General features: G+C 38.3%; 14 protein-coding genes and 1 tRNA gene. 10 read left to right on the forward strand and 5 right to left on the reverse strand.

Annotation, left to right across the window (positions count from 1 at the left end; genetic code table 11):
* Window positions 1-141: 141 nt before the first annotated feature.
* The gene (locus tag CC204_RS01465; protein WP_088268484.1) at window positions 142-1,539 is read right to left on the reverse strand and encodes a TrkH family potassium uptake protein; all 1,398 of its coding nucleotides are present in this window, start codon (window positions 1,537-1,539) and stop codon (window positions 142-144) included.
* Window positions 1,540-1,853: 314 nt separating this feature from the next.
* Between CC204_RS01465 and CC204_RS01475 the strand changes: the two genes are divergently transcribed.
* The 8 genes from CC204_RS01475 to upp all read left to right on the forward strand — a co-directional run bounded on the left by CC204_RS01475 (window position 1,854) and on the right by upp (window position 11,094).
* The gene (locus CC204_RS01475) at window positions 1,854-3,368 is read left to right on the forward strand and encodes a flavocytochrome c (RefSeq protein WP_088268486.1); all 1,515 of its coding nucleotides are present in this window, start codon (window positions 1,854-1,856) and stop codon (window positions 3,366-3,368) included.
* A 27-nt stretch (window positions 3,369-3,395) separates the two neighbouring features.
* A complete protein-coding gene (locus CC204_RS21450) occupies window positions 3,396-5,255 on the forward strand; it encodes a MucBP domain-containing protein (RefSeq protein WP_227011211.1) in 1,860 nt (619 codons plus the stop codon).
* A 233-nt stretch (window positions 5,256-5,488) separates the two neighbouring features.
* The gene (locus CC204_RS01485) at window positions 5,489-6,079 is read left to right on the forward strand and encodes a thymidine kinase (protein ID WP_087639796.1); all 591 of its coding nucleotides are present in this window, start codon (window positions 5,489-5,491) and stop codon (window positions 6,077-6,079) included.
* Window positions 6,080-6,131: 52 nt separating this feature from the next.
* Entirely contained in the window at window positions 6,132-7,205 is a 1,074-nt protein-coding gene (prfA, locus tag CC204_RS01490) for a peptide chain release factor 1 (RefSeq protein WP_088268487.1), read from the forward strand.
* Window positions 7,198-8,049: a peptide chain release factor N(5)-glutamine methyltransferase gene (gene prmC, locus CC204_RS01495; protein ID WP_088268488.1), complete on the forward strand. Its 852-nt coding sequence runs from the start codon at window positions 7,198-7,200 to the stop codon at window positions 8,047-8,049. The genes prfA and prmC overlap by 8 nt, the downstream gene beginning before the upstream one ends.
* Window positions 8,050-8,053: 4 nt before the next feature.
* A complete protein-coding gene (locus CC204_RS01500) occupies window positions 8,054-9,091 on the forward strand; it encodes an L-threonylcarbamoyladenylate synthase (RefSeq protein ID WP_088271626.1) in 1,038 nt (345 codons plus the stop codon).
* A 55-nt stretch (window positions 9,092-9,146) separates the two neighbouring features.
* Entirely contained in the window at window positions 9,147-10,385 is a 1,239-nt protein-coding gene (gene glyA, locus CC204_RS01505; protein WP_088268489.1) for a serine hydroxymethyltransferase, read from the forward strand.
* Window positions 10,386-10,464: 79 nt separating this feature from the next.
* Entirely contained in the window at window positions 10,465-11,094 is a 630-nt protein-coding gene (upp, locus tag CC204_RS01510; protein ID WP_069664046.1) for a uracil phosphoribosyltransferase, read from the forward strand.
* A gap of 90 nt (window positions 11,095-11,184) precedes the next feature.
* Here upp and CC204_RS01515 read toward each other — a convergent pair whose 3' ends face one another.
* Window positions 11,185-11,421: a hypothetical protein gene (locus CC204_RS01515; protein ID WP_087639801.1), complete on the reverse strand. Its 237-nt coding sequence runs from the start codon at window positions 11,419-11,421 to the stop codon at window positions 11,185-11,187.
* A gap of 138 nt (window positions 11,422-11,559) precedes the next feature.
* Here CC204_RS01515 and CC204_RS01520 point away from each other — a divergent pair.
* Window positions 11,560-11,632, forward strand: a tRNA-Thr gene (locus CC204_RS01520).
* Between the two features lie 420 nt (window positions 11,633-12,052).
* On the opposite strand, the gene CC204_RS01525 is transcribed toward CC204_RS01520, so the two are convergent.
* Together CC204_RS01525 and CC204_RS01530 are read right to left on the reverse strand one after the other, a co-directional pair.
* On the reverse strand, window positions 12,053-12,448 hold the full coding sequence (locus tag CC204_RS01525; RefSeq protein WP_088268490.1) for a hypothetical protein: 396 nt from the start codon (window positions 12,446-12,448) through the stop codon (window positions 12,053-12,055).
* A gap of 228 nt (window positions 12,449-12,676) precedes the next feature.
* A complete protein-coding gene (locus CC204_RS01530; RefSeq protein ID WP_088268491.1) occupies window positions 12,677-14,686 on the reverse strand; it encodes a MucBP domain-containing protein in 2,010 nt (669 codons plus the stop codon).
* 305 nt (window positions 14,687-14,991) lie between these two features.
* Between CC204_RS01530 and CC204_RS01535 the strand changes: the two genes are divergently transcribed.
* Window positions 14,992-15,933: an FAD:protein FMN transferase gene (locus tag CC204_RS01535; protein ID WP_373285289.1), complete on the forward strand. Its 942-nt coding sequence runs from the start codon at window positions 14,992-14,994 to the stop codon at window positions 15,931-15,933.
* A 179-nt stretch (window positions 15,934-16,112) separates the two neighbouring features.
* Here the strand turns inward: CC204_RS01535 and CC204_RS01540 are convergent, their stop codons facing one another.
* Window positions 16,113-17,048, reverse strand: coding sequence for a LysR family transcriptional regulator (locus tag CC204_RS01540; RefSeq protein ID WP_088268492.1), 936 nt, complete (start codon window positions 17,046-17,048; stop codon window positions 16,113-16,115).
* Window positions 17,049-17,270 lie beyond the last annotated feature (222 nt).

The raw sequence follows: 17,270 nt of genomic DNA on the forward strand, positions 1-17,270 counted from the left end.
AGGTAACTCCGTCGGAAAAATGAGTAAAACACAACGAAGGATGAGCTGATGCTTTCTCGTCAAAACTCGTCGCAGATAAATAGTGTTACACAGTACCTGTTTGGTTCTCAGAGCTAGACATTTTTATCTCAACTTCTTTGTTTAACCAATAATAATTTTTTCAGAGGGGTATTCATAGCCAATATCGCGTGTTTCTTTTGGAACGAACAGCATCAAGGTATACAACATACCGATACGCCCAATAAACATCAGCAAGGCGATCATAATTTTTCCGACGGTCGTTAAATCAGAAGTAATGCCTAAAGATAAGCCTGTCGTTCCAAAGGCTGAAGCCACTTCAACAATGATGGCAATCAACGGATGATCTTCTGTCGCAGTCAAAAATAGAACAGCGAAAAAGCACATCGTCAAAGAAAGCATAAAAACAACGATCGATTTTCTTACATCATCTTCGTCGATCCTACGTCCAAACACATTGATTTTATCTTCACTTTTCAAGAAAGAATACAAGTACAAGCCGATGATCGCAACAGTTGTGGTACGGATTCCACCGCCAACGGAGCTAGGACTACAGCCAATAAACATCAACAAAGAAAAAACAATCAGTGTCGTTATCTGAAAATCCCCCAAATCGTTGATCTGTAATCCGGCATTTCTAGTGGTCATAGAATAAAACATCGAGGTGATCCACCGCTGGATTTCCCCCATACCGATAAATAAGTGATCCTTTTCTAACAAATAAATCAGAAGTGTTCCGCCAACAAATAAAATGATAAAGGCTAGTAAAGCGATCTTGCTAAAAAGGGAAAAACGAAAAGGCAGTCCTCGTTTTTTCTTTTTAAAAAACACCCACTCTCGAACCTCCATCAATACAGGAAAACCGATCCCACCGATGAAAATCAAAAACATAATGAGAAGTAAAAACAAATAATCGTTCGCAAACGGAATGATCGAATCGCCTGTCACATCAAACCCTGAGTTTGTCACAGCGGAAATCGATTGATAGAACCCAAAGAAAATCGCTTTCGACCAGGTTTTATAATAGCCGGCATAATAGAAATAAATCGAAAAAAATGTACCAAAAATAATTTGAAACCACAAAATAATCGAAAATGTGATCCGAATCAAACGGACGATCCCGCTCAGTTTTGGCTGATTCATATCAGTCATGATCAGCTGACGCTGTCTTAATGAGATTTTACGCTTCGATAAGATAATGAAAGCTGTCGAGATCATCATGATTCCAAGTCCGCCAATTTGAAACAGGACTTCCAATAAAACCACACCACGGTCATTAAAAACAGAATTGATGTCAAATGTAGACAATCCCGTTACACTAACTGTGCTGATCGCCATAAATAGCATGTCGATGAAATCCACATGTGAACCCTTTTCTCTAAAAAACGGCATAGAAAACAGCACGTATGAGATAATTGTCATGATAATATAATATGAAACAATAATTTGAATAGAAGAAAAATTATTGGAAAAATGCCTTCCCTTTCGCTGTATCAGCCATAAAAAACGGTTTCGATTCATAATGAACCTCCTGAATGTCATTAGAACAAGTATAGCAGAAAAAGAAAGATGGGCAAACAAAGAAAAAACACTTAGAGCAGATAAAAAAATGATTAAAAAGAAAAGGAATGTAAGACAAATGAAACAGAACGTGTTATTTTATGAAAAGACGAAGAAAACATGTTTTATTTGTGAAAAAAAAGTTAAATTCAGTGCTATTTTTCATTTTATAATTAGTGAATATGATTTTATCTGTATTTTTCTTAAATTATTATTGTGACTTATTTCACCTATAAAACGTTTTAGCGTCTAAAATAGATGAGGTGGGGAATACAATGAAAAAAGTCATCATGAGCTTAGTCTCTTTGAGCCTGTTTGCAGGTTCAGCTGTTGGTTGTAGCAGCGATCAGGAAAAAAAGGCAAGCAAAGAATCTAAAGATAGCACAGAAGAAGTGACTTCTGGCGCTTCTGCAAATGGCTATACAGACATCAGCGAACTGAAAGATAGCTATGATATTGTGATCGTTGGTGCAGGTGGTGCTGGAATGACTGCGGCTTTGCAAGCCAAAGAAGCAGGAATGAATCCCGTTATTTTAGAAAAAATGCCTGTTGCTGGCGGAAACACGATCAAATCTTCTTCAGGGATGAACGCATCTGAGACGAAATTTCAAAAAGAAGAAGGCATTACAGACAGTAATGATAAATTTTTTGATGAAACATTGAAAGGCGGAAAAGGAACGAACGACCAAGAGTTACTACGCTTTTTCGTTGATCATTCAGCCGATGCAATTGATTGGTTAGATACAAAAGGGATCGAATTAAGCAACCTGACGATCACAGGTGGAATGAGTGAGAAACGGACACACCGTCCAGCAGATGGCTCAGCGATCGGCGGTTATTTAGTTGACGGACTTGTTCGTAATGTAAAAGAAGAACAAATTCCTTTATTCGTGAATGCTGATGTAACTGAAATAACTGAAAAAGATGATCAGGTCAATGGCGTTAAAGTGAAAGTAGAAGATGGGCAAACAAAAGAAATCAAAGCAGATGCAGTCATCGTAACAACTGGTGGTTTTGGTGCCAATAAAGAAATGTTGGAAGAATACGATCCAAAGCTTAAAGATTATGTAACCACTAACCAAGAAGGAACAACTGGTGACGGAATCAAGATGATCGAAAAACTGGGCGGAGCGACTGTTGATATGAAAGAAATCCAAATTCATCCAACTGTTCACCAAGAAAAATCATTCTTGATCGGGGAAGTTGTTCGCGGCGAGGGCGGTATCTTAGCTTCTCAAGAAGGTACGCGTTTTGTGAATGAAATGGATACACGGGATAAAGTTTCTGCAGCCATCACTGCTTTACCAGAAAAATCAGCCTATTTAGTCTTTGATCAAGGGGTTAGAGATCGTGCGAAAGCAATTGATTTTTATGACGAACAAGGCTTTGTAGTCGAAGGTAAAACAATCGAAGAACTTGCGAAAAAAATTGATATGCCGGAAGCAGCGCTAAAAGAAACGGTAGAACAATGGAACAAAGATGTACAAGCTAAATCTGATGCACAATTTGGCCGGGAAACAGGAATGGATAACGATTTATCTACTGGTCCTTATTATGCAATCAAAATCGCACCAGGAATCCACCACACAATGGGTGGCGTGAAAATCAATACGAAAACAGAAGTACTAAAAGAAGACGGAACAGCAATCAAAGGACTGTATGCTGCAGGTGAAGTAACCGGCGGATTACACGGAGCAAACCGTATCGGTGGGAATGCCGTAGCAGATATCATTATTTTCGGGCGTCAAGCCGGAACAGAAGCAGCAACATTTGCTTCCGAACAAAAATAACTAAAAAGATCTAAAAGGTGAAAAATAGTGAGAAAAAAAATAGCATTACTTGGAACATTTTTATTATGTACGGCCCAGTTAGCACCAATGAGTGTATATTCTGCGGAATTCGATGAATCGAGTCAACTCCCTTCAACATTAGTTAGTGAAAATAGAGAAGCAGAAACTCCAGATACAACGCAAGAGCTATCTGAGCAGATGAATGACGGAACCATTGATCAAGTAAATGAAAAGGAAGAAAGCATAGTAGAATCGAGTGAAAATCTGGCTGACGATAAAAACGAAATAGAAAAAGCTGCTGACCAACAAGATTCAAGCTTGATCCAGCCCTTAGCAGACTCTTTAGGAACATTGGAGCAGTTGATTCCAAACAACCCAGAAGCGGTTGCTGATATTTGTGGAAATTTAGGTATTCTTTCAACAGATGAAGTAACACAAGAGCAATTAGATACAATTACAACATTAAGAGCTGCTGCAAGCGGCTGGGAAGGATTTCAGTATTTGACTAATCTCACTGAACTAGTCATTTTCACTGGAATCGGCCATCCAGAGAAGGATGTTCAGTACCTAATACCTTTGACGCAGCTTGAAACGTTAACTTATGACGGTGCTGGCGGGAATGAGCATCAGCTGATTCCAAATGGAACCTCAAAAAAATCAAGTGTTGATTTGACTCAGTTTAATGAGCTGGTAGATAATGGATTTCCTCAAAACATCAACTTTATGAATTTGGATATTACTGTTTCTACTCCAGCTTATAAATATGCTATTCCAAATCCGTTTATCAATCGAGACGGGTCTGAGAGTCAGGATATGAGTATTGAATCCCCTTCATCAGATATTTCTTTTGATTTTGAAAAAGGAGTATTTTTCACAGAGGCTGATGATGGGACTCTGTCAGTCCCAACTAATAATCTGATCGATGAACTTTATTTTGCAGATATCGAATGGAAAATACAATATTATTTCGAAAAGGTTCGTTTTAACGTGCCGGTTTATGGAGATTTAGTTATTCAAGCAGATCCAGAAATATCATATGACGTTAATACAACTATTTCTGAAGCGGCATTTCTTGCTGATATTCATGCCGAGTATGCAGCGAAAATGCCAGTTGAATCAGACGTAAAACTAACGAGTAATTTTTTAGAAGCAGTTGATTTTAGTCAACCGGGAGACTATAAAGTACAGCTTGATACAGTGTTAGCTCCAACGATCGATCCTGACGCAAAAGCAAAGCTTGTTGAGGTTACGGTAACTATTTTGCCGGAAGTTAGTGGAGATGTCACTGTAAAATATGTTGATACACAAGGCAAGTCAATTTCTGAGGACATCGTCAAGTCTGGTAATATAGGAGAAAACTATACAACAGAGCAACAAGAAATCGCTGGCTATACATTTAAAGAAGTCCAAGGAAATGCGACAGGTAAATTTACGAATCAAGCGCAAACAGTGACTTATATTTATACGAAAAATTCTGAATCTGTTGGAGCAGTGACTGTAAAATATGTTGATGAAGAAAATCAGCCAATTTCCAAAGACATCATAAAAACCGGGAAATTAGGAGAAGATTACACAACAAAACAACAGGAGATCGCTGGTTATACATTTAAGGAAGTCCGAGGAAATGTGACGGGTAAATTTACGAACCAAGCGCAAACAGTCACATACGTCTATACAAAAAATCAAGCGACGGCCGTGAGACCGACTCCTACACCAGAAACGCCTTCTACTAAAGGAAATCAAGAATCTGGCAAGAATATTGGGAATAAATCATCATTACCAGTATTAGGCGAAACTAATCGCTGGATGTTTCCTATTCTCGGTCTGACATGTATCGCATTAACAGGAATTATTTTATTGTTTAGAAAAAGAACGCAGCAATCGTAAAAGAGAGTAAGACAACAAGGAAATTGGTTCTAAATGATCAATTCCTTTGTTGTCTATTTTTATCCAAATTTGCCTGTTAAAGTTCAAATTTTTTATAGGTATAAAAACAAGAATCGAATCTCAAATTTTACAGAAAAATCGATTGTTGTATAGGCATTAAATTTACCACTGTAAAAAACTGCAGTTTTATAGTAAAATACGAGAGGAACAAAACGAAAGGTGACGACGGATAAATGGCACAATTATTTTTTAAATATGGCGCGATGAACAGTGGGAAAACCATTGAAATTTTAAAAGTAGCTCACAATTATGAAGAACAGGACAAACCTGTTGTGATCATGACAAGCGGACTAGACACTAGAGATGGCGTTGGTGTCGTTTCAAGTCGTATCGGCCTTAGAAGAGAAGCAATCCCAATTTTTAAAGAAACCAATGTCTATGAATTGATCCAAAATCTAGAATACAAACCTTATTGTATTTTAGTGGATGAATCTCAATTTTTAGGTAAGCAGCATGTGATCGAATTTGCTCGAGTTGTCGATGAGCTAAATATTCCAGTCATGGCGTTTGGCTTGAAAAATGATTTTCGTAACGAGCTGTTTGAAGGATCTAAATATTTGATGCTTTATGCAGATAAATTAGAAGAGCTAAAAACAATTTGTTGGTTCTGCCATAAGAAAGCGACAATGAACTTGCATTATATCGATGGTAAGCCTGTCTATGAAGGCACACAAGTTCAAATTGGCGGTAATGAAGCCTATTATCCAGTCTGCCGTAATCATTACTTTCACCCGCCGATCGATGGGGAACAAGAAGGAAAGTAAATGATAAATAAATGAATAAAAATGTTATCAAACAAAAAAGGAGCAGTTGACTATGTACGATCAGTTACAATCAATCGAAGATCGCTATGAAGAGCTGGGTGAATTACTAAGTGACCCTGAAGTCATTAGTGATACGAAACGCTTTATGCAGCTATCAAAAGAAGAGGCGAATACTCGTGAAACAGTAGAAGTCTACCGCCGTTATAAACAAGTCATCGAAGGAATCAGTGACACCGAAGAGTTATTAGGTGAAAAAATGGATGCTGAAATGACTGAAATGGCAAAAGAAGAACTTTCAGAACTAAAAAAAGAAAAAGAAGTGCTTGAAGAACGAATCAAGATTTTACTTTTACCAACAGATCCAAATGATGACAAAAATATCATCATGGAAATTCGTGGTGCTGCTGGTGGGGATGAAGCCGCATTATTTGCGGGAGATCTATTTGGCATGTACCAAAAATATGCAGAATCCCAAGGCTGGAAAACAGATGTCATGGAAGCGAGTATTACTGGGATCGGCGGGTATAAAGAAGTCATCATGATGATTTCTGGGGAGAATGTTTTCTCTAAATTAAAGTATGAGAGTGGTGCACATCGTGTACAACGTGTTCCTTCAACGGAATCACAAGGACGAATCCATACCTCTACAGCGACGGTAGTGGTGTTGCCGGAAGCAGAAGAAGTCGAACTTGAGCTGGAAGACAAGGATATTCGTACGGACATTTACCATGCCTCTGGGGCAGGTGGTCAGCACGTCAACAAAACGGCATCTGCTGTTCGTTTGACACATATTCCAACAGGAATTGCTGTAGCGATGCAGGACGAACGTTCTCAAATCAAAAACCGTGAAAAAGCGATGAAAATTTTACGTGCCAGAGTGTACGACCAAATCCAACAAGAAGCACAAAGCGAGTATGATGCAAATCGGAAATCTGCTGTTGGAACGGGAGATCGTTCAGAACGTATTCGTACCTATAATTTCCCGCAAAACCGCGTAACAGATCATCGAATCGGTTTGACAATTCAAAAATTGGACCAGATTTTAGCTGGTAAACTGGATGAAATCGTTGACGCATTAGTCCTATACGATCAAACCTCTAAATTAGAAGAGATGCAAAATGGGTAACCGTTATTTTGAAGTCCTTAAACGGGCTTCTTCTTTTTTAGATGATCAAGGAGTCGAAGGTCAGAGCATTCTTTTTGTTTTTTTAGCACGTAAACAATGGAGTAAAACAGATTGGCTGATCCATTTAAATGACGAAATGACTAAAGTAGAACAACAACAGCTGGATGCAGATCTAGCATTGTTGGCGAAACATTATCCAGCACAATATATCTTAGGTTATGCGGATTTTTATGAGCAGCGTTTTCTTGTGAACGAGCATACGCTGATTCCCAGGCCTGAAACGGAGGAACTGGTTGAGCTTTGTCTAAGTGAAAACAGTGATGAGCCGTTAACTGTTGCGGATATTGGAACAGGAACGGGGGCAATCGCTATTAGTTTAAAGAAGAATCGTCCCAACTGGCACGTTTTAGCCGTTGATATTTCCGCTGAAACGTTAAAGGTTGCCGAAGAAAATGCGGAGCGATTAAATGCCGCTATCGACTTCTACCAAGGTGATCTTTTAGCTCCGTTGAACGAGACCAAGGTTGACCTTTTGATCTCAAATCCGCCTTATATCAGTAATGATGAATGGCAGCTGATGGACGAAAGCGTTCGTACATTTGAACCGAAAGCGGCACTCTTTGCCGAACATGACGGTTTAGCAATCTATCAGCGTTTAGCACAAGAAGCGACACAAGTCTTAGCACCTAAAGGAAAAATTTATTTAGAAATCGGCTTTCAACAAGGCGCAGCAGTAAAAAAGCTATTTCAGCAAGCTTTTCCTAAATATATCGTACGAGTACTCAAAGATCTATCTGGCAATGATAGAATGGTGGCAGTCACACCTAATGAAAAGATGGGGTGAAAACGTGGAAACAAAAATATTTACAACTAAAGAAATAGATCAAGCAGCAGTTTTACTTCATCAAGGTGAGCTGATTGCGTTCCCGACTGAAACCGTTTATGGTCTTGGTGCTAATGCATTGAACGAATCAGCGGTCAAACAAGTCTACGCCGTCAAAGGTCGTCCTAGTGATAATCCATTGATTGTACATGTCAGTGATTTTGAGATGGTCAAAGACTATGTCACTGATTTTCCAGAGCAAACAGCAACATTGGTAAACGCTTTTTGGCCGGGACCGTTGACAATGATCTTTAACGTAAAGCCTGATGCTTTTTCAAAATCGGTGACAGGGGGATTAAAAACAGTTGCCTTTCGTATGCCGAAAAATCAACAAACCATAGACTTGATCCAAAGAGCAGATGTACCTATAGTCGGTCCAAGTGCGAATACCTCCGGCAAACCTAGTCCAACAACAGCACAGCATGTGTATCACGATCTACAAGGGAAAATCGCTGGTATTTTAGATGATGGGGCAACTCAAATTGGTGTAGAGTCGACAGTTTTAGATTTGACCGCTACTGATGGCGTTCCAGTTATATTAAGACCTGGTGCAGTTACAAAGGAACAGCTAGAACAATTAATCGGACAAGTGAGAATCGACCAGCATCTAATCAGCGACAAAGAAGCTCCTAAAGCTCCTGGAATGAAGTACAAACATTATTCACCAGATGTTCCTGTTTGGATCGTAGATGGTGGATTAGATGTTTTTGATAAGGCAATCAGTTGGGCTCAGCAAAATAATCGCAGAGTTGGTCTTTTTGCCGATGAACAGATTGTTGCTGAGACGAAGGAACGAGTCAGTGAGACATTTTCATTTGGTCAGAATTCTGTAGAATCAGCCACTAAGCTATTATTCGCTGGTCTGAGAACTCTGGATGAAAAGCAAATCGATGTTATTTTAGCTCAAGCCTTTCCAGAGACTGAGTTAGGGATCGCTTACATGAATCGGTTGAAAAAAGCGGCGAATCAAAAAATTATAAAAAAAGATTCTATTTTTGAGTAGAGAGCATTTAAGTATGATACAATCGAGATATCTGAATGAAATGGAGGCTTGTTTAATGGATTATAAAACATTTGATCCCGATTTATGGGAGGCAATTGCTAAAGAAAATGACCGTCAAGAAAACAACTTGGAGCTGATTGCATCAGAGAATGTTGTGTCAAAAGGGGTAATGGCAGCACAAGGTAGTATTTTAACAAATAAATATGCTGAAGGTTATCCTGGCAAACGCTATTATGGCGGTTGTGAGTTCATCGATATCGTTGAAGACCTAGCGATCGATCGTGCAAAAGAATTATTTGGTGCTAAATTTGCGAATGTACAGCCACATTCAGGCTCACAAGCGAATACAGCAGCTTATCTTTCATTGATCGAGCCAGGGGACACTGTGTTGGGCATGGATTTGTCTGCGGGAGGACATTTAACACATGGGTCACCAGTGAATTTCAGTGGGAAAACCTATAATTTTGTTAGCTATGGAGTGGATCCGACAACAGAAGTGATCGACTATAATGTTGTTCGTATTCTAGCGCGCGAACATCAACCAAAATTGATCGTAGCGGGTGCAAGTGCCTATTCTAGAATCATCGATTTTGCTAAATTCCGTGAAATCGCAGATGAAGTTGGAGCAAAATTAATGGTGGATATGGCGCATATTGCCGGTTTAGTTGCAGCAGGTTTGCATCCTAACCCAGTCCCTTATGCAGATATCACGACTTCAACAACGCATAAAACATTACGCGGTCCTCGCGGCGGGTTGATTTTGACCAACGATGAAGAGTTAGCGAAAAAAATCAATAGCAATATATTCCCTGGAATTCAGGGCGGACCATTAGAACATGTGATTGCCGGTAAGGCAGTTGCCTTTAAAGAAGCACTGGATATCAGTTTTAAAGAATACAGTGAACAAGTGATCGAGAATGCCAAAGCGATGACTAAAGTCTTTAATCAAGCACCAGAAGCTCGTTTAGTGAGCGGATCAACAGATAACCATTTATTATTGATCGATGTTTCTGGTTTTGGCTTAAACGGAAAAGAAGCGGAAGCGATTTTGGATAGTGTGAATATCACTGCCAATAAAAATTCGATTCCTTTTGAACAGCTTAGCCCATTTAAAACAAGCGGTATCCGAATTGGAACGCCAGCAATCACAACGCGCGGCTTCAAAGAAGATGATTGTGTAGAAGTGGCCAAATTGATCATAAAAGTCTTAAAAGATCATGAGAATGAAGTGACACTTTCAGAAGTTCGTGCATCTGTGAGTGAGCTGACAAAAAAATATCCACTTTATAAGTAAAAGATTCGAGTGATTGACTAGTCAATCGCTCGATTTTGTTTTACAATAGGAAGGAATAAATTATTGAAGGAGAATGAACATGGGAAAATTCCAAGTAATCGATCATCCGCTGATCCAACACAAATTAACAATCATTAGAGATAAGGATTGTGGAACAAAGGTTTTTCGTGAAGTCGTGAATGAGATTGCGATGTTGATGGCTTATGAAGTATCAAGAGATATGCCGTTAGAAGATGTTGTTATTGAGACACCTATCTGTAAATCAACACAAAAAACATTATCTGGTAAAAAGGTAGCGATCGTACCGATTTTACGTGCAGGTATTGGAATGGTAGATGGTATTTTGGAATTGATTCCAGCAGCTAAAGTTGGACATATCGGTTTATACCGTGACCACGATACATTAGAGCCTGTTGAGTATTTCGTAAAAATGCCGGAAGATATTGATGTTCGTCAATTATTCGTAGTTGACCCGATGTTAGCAACAGGTGGTTCAGCGATCATGGCGATCGATGCACTGAAAAAACGCGGCGGCAGCAACATCAAATTCGTCTGCTTAGTCGCAGCTCCAGAAGGCGTTAAAGCGTTACAAGAAGCACATCCTGATATAGATATCTATACAGCAGCGTTAGATGAAAAATTAGATGAAAATGGCTACATCGTTCCAGGCTTGGGCGATGCTGGTGACCGTTTATTCGGTACGAAATAATAAAAAAAACGATAGTAGACTTGGTTTTCCCAAAATCTGCTATCGTTTTTTTATGAAAAAATCCATCCAAGATTGTTTGGATGGAAGGAGTTAGACTTTTTGTAATTTTTTGTAATTGATGACGATGACTCCGTTGCTTTTGACCATCAAGTCAGTGTTATCAGAGTTTTCATCAATTTCTACAACAGCGGAATTGCTAAGTTGCTTGGTGATGATTCCGGTTTGTTGCTGACCATGCATCAAGAAAGTGACCTGAGTATCAACAGTGAATAATTCCCCTTCAGAAGAAGGCACGACAGGGCGATTAAAGTTACCGAAATTAGACATTTATAAAAAACTTCCTTTCTTAACTACCTCTATTATACCACATTCAAAGCAAAAATTCACAAACCTGATTTTTTTTCGAAAAAACCTTTCCTAAGGCTTTACAAAAAATTGGATTAGTTCTATAATTTTACTTGTGTCGCCAGCTTAGCTCAGTTGGTAGAGCAATGCACTCGTAACGCATAGGTCACAGGTTCGATCCCTGCAGCTGGCATTAATTAAAAGATAGATAGCTCAGTGCTTTAAAGCACTGAGCTATCTGTCTTTTTTATTCTGTTCTTCACTTACGTTCAATAATTATTTCCCTTTTTCGAGGAATTAACTTTGTATCTTGATACTACTGATTTACTCTCATCGTTTTTATGTGTACTGAAATCATTGATTCATTTGATTTTTAATTTACTGAAGACTTAGTGAGTGAACGTGTAAAGTGAAGGCGCTATAAGCACCCAATAAAAGTATGCGTTTGGATAATAACTGTTGTATATATCCAACCATTTTCATCATTGTTCTCAGACAATCCCAATAGAAATTTTCTTCTAGATTTAGAGATAGTTAAGAATCTTAAAGTATGAATTCTAAACCGATTTTCTCTTTGGAATAGCTTTTTTTAATTTTGTAGTTAAAATGAAGGCTATTGCTTATTCGCCGAACAATTAGGACATTTGTAAATGTCTGGAGGATTTATAGATAAGCAATAGGAACATTTCCATTCTGAAACCACCAACTTAGTTTTTTTGCTGTTTAATGTATTTTCTTTAAAATCAGCCATTTTCTTTTTTTGCGCTATATTTTGATTCCTGATTTTCGTAGAGCGTTGAGTTCTACTGTTTTGTATGGCTTGATCTTCTTTTTTCTTTAGCTTTCTTGCCTTTTGTTCTGGATAAAATATAAAATACCAAATGATAAGGAGAATAATAGCAGCAAGTAATAAGATTCGCCAATAGTTGATAATAATACCTATTATAAATGCCCAAATGATAAAAGTCACCATACCGGATTTGTCTTTGTGCATGTATTTCTTTCCCAATTCACTTAACTCCTTTTACGACTATTATTTTACTATATGATACGATAGTAACATCAATGGTGCTAGCTGTCATTGTTCTTTTGGTTAATCAAGTTAGATAAAAAGAAGTAGTATATTGAAATGAGTAAGAATTTGAAAAAGCTGTAAGAGTATTATCATTTATTAATAATTTAAGAGAGATAGGTCAAACTGCTTGGAGCTTTTCCTCATCTCTCTTATTTTAAATTTTTATTCTCCAACCCCACCTATAAACACAAAGTACATCGAATGAGCTCCTAAATCATTTGTAGGTAAAAGGTAGACACCCACCGAAAATTCATTAAGCTCCTCTGCAAGAAGGGCAGCATTATTTGTTGGATCATTCTTCCAAAAATCAAGGATCTCTTTCGCCATATCTTCGGCATGTCCTGAGGCTACAGGTTTACCTACATCAGTCATATTTCCAATAGCTTGGACTGTTGGGTTATGATTCGCCATGTCGATCCCGGTTTCCTGAATCACAGTCTTAAACGATCTGCCATCCGGACGAAGGGGAGTGAACGATGTTGATAATTCTCTTGCTCGAGCTCGATTGCCTAATTGATAAAGTGCATCATGAGCCATTTCAGCTTTTCCGTTCTCTAATCGATACTGATTGATCAGAGAAGCGAGAACCACTTCGATATTTTGTTCACCAGCAGTTTTTAAAGTCATTTGATAGGTGAAAGTGATGCTTTGGTCGGCATCCATATTCGCAATTGTTTGACTCGTATCTCCTTTGAGTGTGCATTCATCAAATTCAGGCGCGATAGCCGTATAGGTTTCGCCTTCAGGGATTTCAATGATCTCAGGTAAACGAATCATGGTATTGTTATTGTAAACATAATTGATTGTAAGAGTATGCATAACTACTTCATTTTTCTTATAGATAAAGGTCACTTGCTGATCATTGTCTGTAAAAATTATGGTTTGGGAAACGGGTTCTTGAGCCGTATAACCTTTGATCGATGGTGCATTATAAGTTTTAGTTGTGCCGACTGCTTGCGTGTCACTTGTCATTGTCTGAAGAACGTTGTTATCTGTATCTTTATAATGAAATGTGACTGTTGATTTTGCGCTCACCGTGACAGTTTCACTTTTCTTGATTCCGTTGTGAGATGTTGCTGTGATCTTTGTAGAACCTACCCCAACAGCTATGATGTTGCCTAGCTGATCGATCGTTGCGATAGCAGGATTGCTGCTGCTGTATGTGATTGATTTGTCCGTTGCATTTCGAGGATAGACAAAAGCAGGAGCTGTTGTTTTTTCACCAACGAACAAGTTTGCTTTAGTGACGCTCATGTCGATTTCAGTAACGGGAATCGTTTCTTTTTTAACAAGCTTGATTTCAATTGCTTCAAGCTTTTTCTTTTGTCCTGATGTTCCAGCTAACTCAGCATTTTTCTTCCAGCCTTGCCAGCCATAGTCTTGACCATGTACGCGATAGTAAATGTCATGGGTTTGTTTTAAGTTTCCAGTCAAATCAATTTTGATCGCCTCTATGCGTTTCTTTTGTCCAGAAGTCCCGGCAAGTGCGCCGTCACTTTTCCAAGCTTGCCAGCCGTAATCTTGTCCATGAACTTGATAGGTAATACCGCCATCCCCGACCACATTGATTTTTAAGGATTCCACGCGTTTGTTTTTTCCTGTTGTTCCAGCGGTGATACTGTCAGCAACTTGACTTTGCCACCCATAATCTTGTCCATGAGCGGAATAGTAAACTTGTGGAGATTTAGCGACTAAACGAACTTCGATTGCCTCTATTTTTTTCTTTTGTCCAGTCGTACCAGCGAGTTCGCCATTTCGTTTCCAATTTTGCCAACCGTAATCCTGACCGTGTACGCGATAATAAACATCGTATTGGTTTTTAAGATTTCCAGTTAATTGAATTTTAAGTGCTTCAACTCTTTTTCCACTACCTACACTTCCACCAAGTTCACCATCTTTTTTCCAACTTTGCCAGCCATAATCCTGTCCATGTAATTGGTAGGTAATGCCCCCATCGCCAGTGACGTTAAGTTTCATTGCTTCCAAACGTTTATTTTTTCCAGTAAATCCAGCCAATGTACCGTTAGTTACTTGCTTTTGCCAGCCATAGTCTTGTCCATGAACGGTGTAGGCGACACTGTCTGCTGTAGCAGCATTCGCAGTATTAAATGAGCAGATGGCAGTAAATAGTAGCATGAATCCAAAGAAAACCCCTAACATTCTTTTTTTCATAATTTCCTCCTTTTTTATACTAAGCGACAAAACAATAAATATAATATTAATATATCATGAGAAAAATCGTAGGAAAAGTCATTTTTAATAAAAAAAAACTTATTTTTTGATTATTTAACTTATTTTTTTCTGATTTTTGTTTGACGAACGATATTTTCAGTTTCTATTTTTTATGAAATAAATATGCAAAAGTATTTATTGCTCTACTTTTATGGAAAGAGTATACTTTTACTAATCGAAGCAATGAAGGTCTCTTTCACTCTTTTGTTTGTGTGATGAGTTGATCGTAGGAAGAGGTTGATTAGGTGAACGAAGAAAAATGCACGATCCATTTGATGGGAACTGTGATTCAACTATGGATCCAGCACGAGAAGCCTAGGGAAATATTGAATGAAGCACAAAAGAAGCTGATTGATTATGAAAAACGGTTTAGCGCCAATGACCCGAATTCTGATTTGATGAAAATCAATCGTCAGGCCGGGATCGCTCCGGTAAAAACAGACTTTGATCTATTTGAGCTGATAAAAATTGGAAAACAACAAAGCTTAGCTGAAAATAGCTTTTTGAACATAGCGATCGGTCCATTGATCCAGGAATGGCGGATCGGTTTTTCTGATGCTGCTCATCCATCAGATGAAAAAATCAATGAATTATTATCTTTGATCGATCCAAAAAATATTGAACTGAATGAAGAGAAAACCACTGTCTTTCTGAAATATCCAGAGATGGCTATTGATCTTGGTGCGTTAGCTAAAGGCTATTTTGCCGACCAAATCATCCGTTATTTTAAAAAGGAAGGGGCGAAAGCCGCTTTTATTGATCTCGGTGGAAATGTTTTGACCTTTGGAGAATCACCTCATCTTGAGGATGGATTTTGGCGAGTGGGTATTCAAAATCCATTTTTACCGCGAGGAAATCATGCAGCAGTACTAAAAATCAAAAACCAGTCTGTCGTGACTTCAGGAATTTATGAACGAAACTTTGAATGGCAAGGGAAAAGCTATCATCACATTTTTAGCAGTGAAACGGGGTACCCAATCGAAACAGATCTTGCTAGTTTAACGATTGTTTCAAAGCTGTCATTGGATGGAGAGATTTGGACGACGCGTTTGTATGGAAAAAAAGCGGTGGATGTTATTGCTTTTCTTTCGCAAGAGAAAGAAATTGAAGGCTTAGTGATTACGACAGATGGCCGCATGGCATATACACAAGGATTAGCTGAAACAATTGAAAACGCAGCACCTTAAATGGGTACCATTTATCCGGTGTTCAAAAGACTAGACTATCACTCTTACAGCATAGTAATAAGGACTAGGATATAACTCTAGAAGTTATGTCCTAGTCCTTATTTTACGAATAAAAGGTGGAAGCAGAAGGAATTCCTTCTGTCCCATCCTCTGTGGTACCTAGTTAGGTTCTGGTCTGTTTATTTTTTCCTTAGATCGATCTCTAACTGATGCAAAAAGCAATCAACTAGTTCTTTTTCGATTGGACGCATCGTTTTATCCGCAGAATGGGCGATAAAATAATCAAGTGACAAGAGTTCTAACGGCATAGGATAAATGTTATAGGGACCATCTAATTTAGACACCCGAACACTTTCAGGAATAAAAGTTAAACCCACACTTTGTTTAGCGAGTTCTAAAATGGTAAATATATTATTGCTTTCCAAAAGAATTGTTGGTTTGATTTTGAATTTTTGCAGCAAATAATCGATTTGACGCCTAATAGCTGAACCACGTGTCGTCAGAATCAGTGGTTCTTGGAGTAATTGCTTGATTGAAAGTGTATTTGGCTTAAGCGATATCTGATTTTTTTGATACAACTTAGATGTTTTAGGAATGACGGCATAATACCCATGTGGCCCTCTGCTGTAAACAGTAAGCTTTGGAGAAATCGACTCTGGATTTTGTCCGATAAAAAAATCAAGCTCCTTAGCAATTATTTTCTCTTCAGTCTGTTCTGGTACGGACTCTATAATCTGGAGGCTGACATCAGGGTGTTTTTTCAAGAAAGCAGGGAGAAATAAAGGCAGCACATACGTTCCTAAGCTGGATAAAACGCCGATACGGATAACCGTCTGTTCTTGGGGTGCATAGGTCGAGATTTTTTTTCGAAACTGATCCTGCTCTGTTTCTAGAGACTGCAAATAGTGATAGTAAACTTTTCCTGCTTCCGTCAACTGTAACGGTGAAGCTTGTCGATTAATGATATCGATCCCTAATTCTAGTTCGACCTTTTTGATCGTTTGCGTAAGATAAGGCTGAGAAATATACAGATCTTTAGCTGCTTTTGTATAGTTTCCATGCTTCAAGAGCATATCGAGATATTGCAGCATATTTGATGAATAAATTGAGGTCATTTTTTACTCCTAGATCGTTTTCTTTTTATTATAACAAAATACTTATAGTTTGATAATTAAATAAATATTTCACAAATGAATTTTTCTGATTTACACTACCTATAGAAACGAAAACATACATAAAAAACATTTTACGTACGGAATAATCTCAGTTTTATCCCGTTTTTTGTTTCATTTTGATTTGAACAGAATTTGCCAACTATTTTTTTAAGTTTGCATGTG

It is taken from the genome of Enterococcus wangshanyuanii, assembly GCF_002197645.1.
Taxonomy (GTDB): domain Bacteria; phylum Bacillota; class Bacilli; order Lactobacillales; family Enterococcaceae; genus Enterococcus_L; species Enterococcus_L wangshanyuanii.

What these genes read in the sequence shown, in the direction of transcription:
- CC204_RS01540 (WP_088268492.1), bottom strand. Translation starts at nt 17,048, where the DNA reads ATGACCTCAATTTATTCATCAAATATGCTGCAATATCTCGATATGCTC.
- CC204_RS01485 (WP_087639796.1), top strand. Translation starts at nt 5,489, where the DNA reads ATGGCACAATTATTTTTTAAATATGGCGCGATGAACAGTGGGAAAACC.
- glyA (WP_088268489.1), top strand. Translation starts at nt 9,147, where the DNA reads ATGGATTATAAAACATTTGATCCCGATTTATGGGAGGCAATTGCTAAA.
- CC204_RS01475 (WP_088268486.1), top strand. Translation starts at nt 1,854, where the DNA reads ATGAAAAAAGTCATCATGAGCTTAGTCTCTTTGAGCCTGTTTGCAGGT.
- prfA (WP_088268487.1), top strand. Translation starts at nt 6,132, where the DNA reads ATGTACGATCAGTTACAATCAATCGAAGATCGCTATGAAGAGCTGGGT.
- CC204_RS01530 (WP_088268491.1), bottom strand. Translation starts at nt 14,686, where the DNA reads ATGAAAAAAAGAATGTTAGGGGTTTTCTTTGGATTCATGCTACTATTT.
- CC204_RS01515 (WP_087639801.1), bottom strand. Translation starts at nt 11,421, where the DNA reads ATGTCTAATTTCGGTAACTTTAATCGCCCTGTCGTGCCTTCTTCTGAA.
- CC204_RS01465 (WP_088268484.1), bottom strand. Translation starts at nt 1,539, where the DNA reads ATGAATCGAAACCGTTTTTTATGGCTGATACAGCGAAAGGGAAGGCAT.
- prmC (WP_088268488.1), top strand. Translation starts at nt 7,198, where the DNA reads ATGGGTAACCGTTATTTTGAAGTCCTTAAACGGGCTTCTTCTTTTTTA.
- upp (WP_069664046.1), top strand. Translation starts at nt 10,465, where the DNA reads ATGGGAAAATTCCAAGTAATCGATCATCCGCTGATCCAACACAAATTA.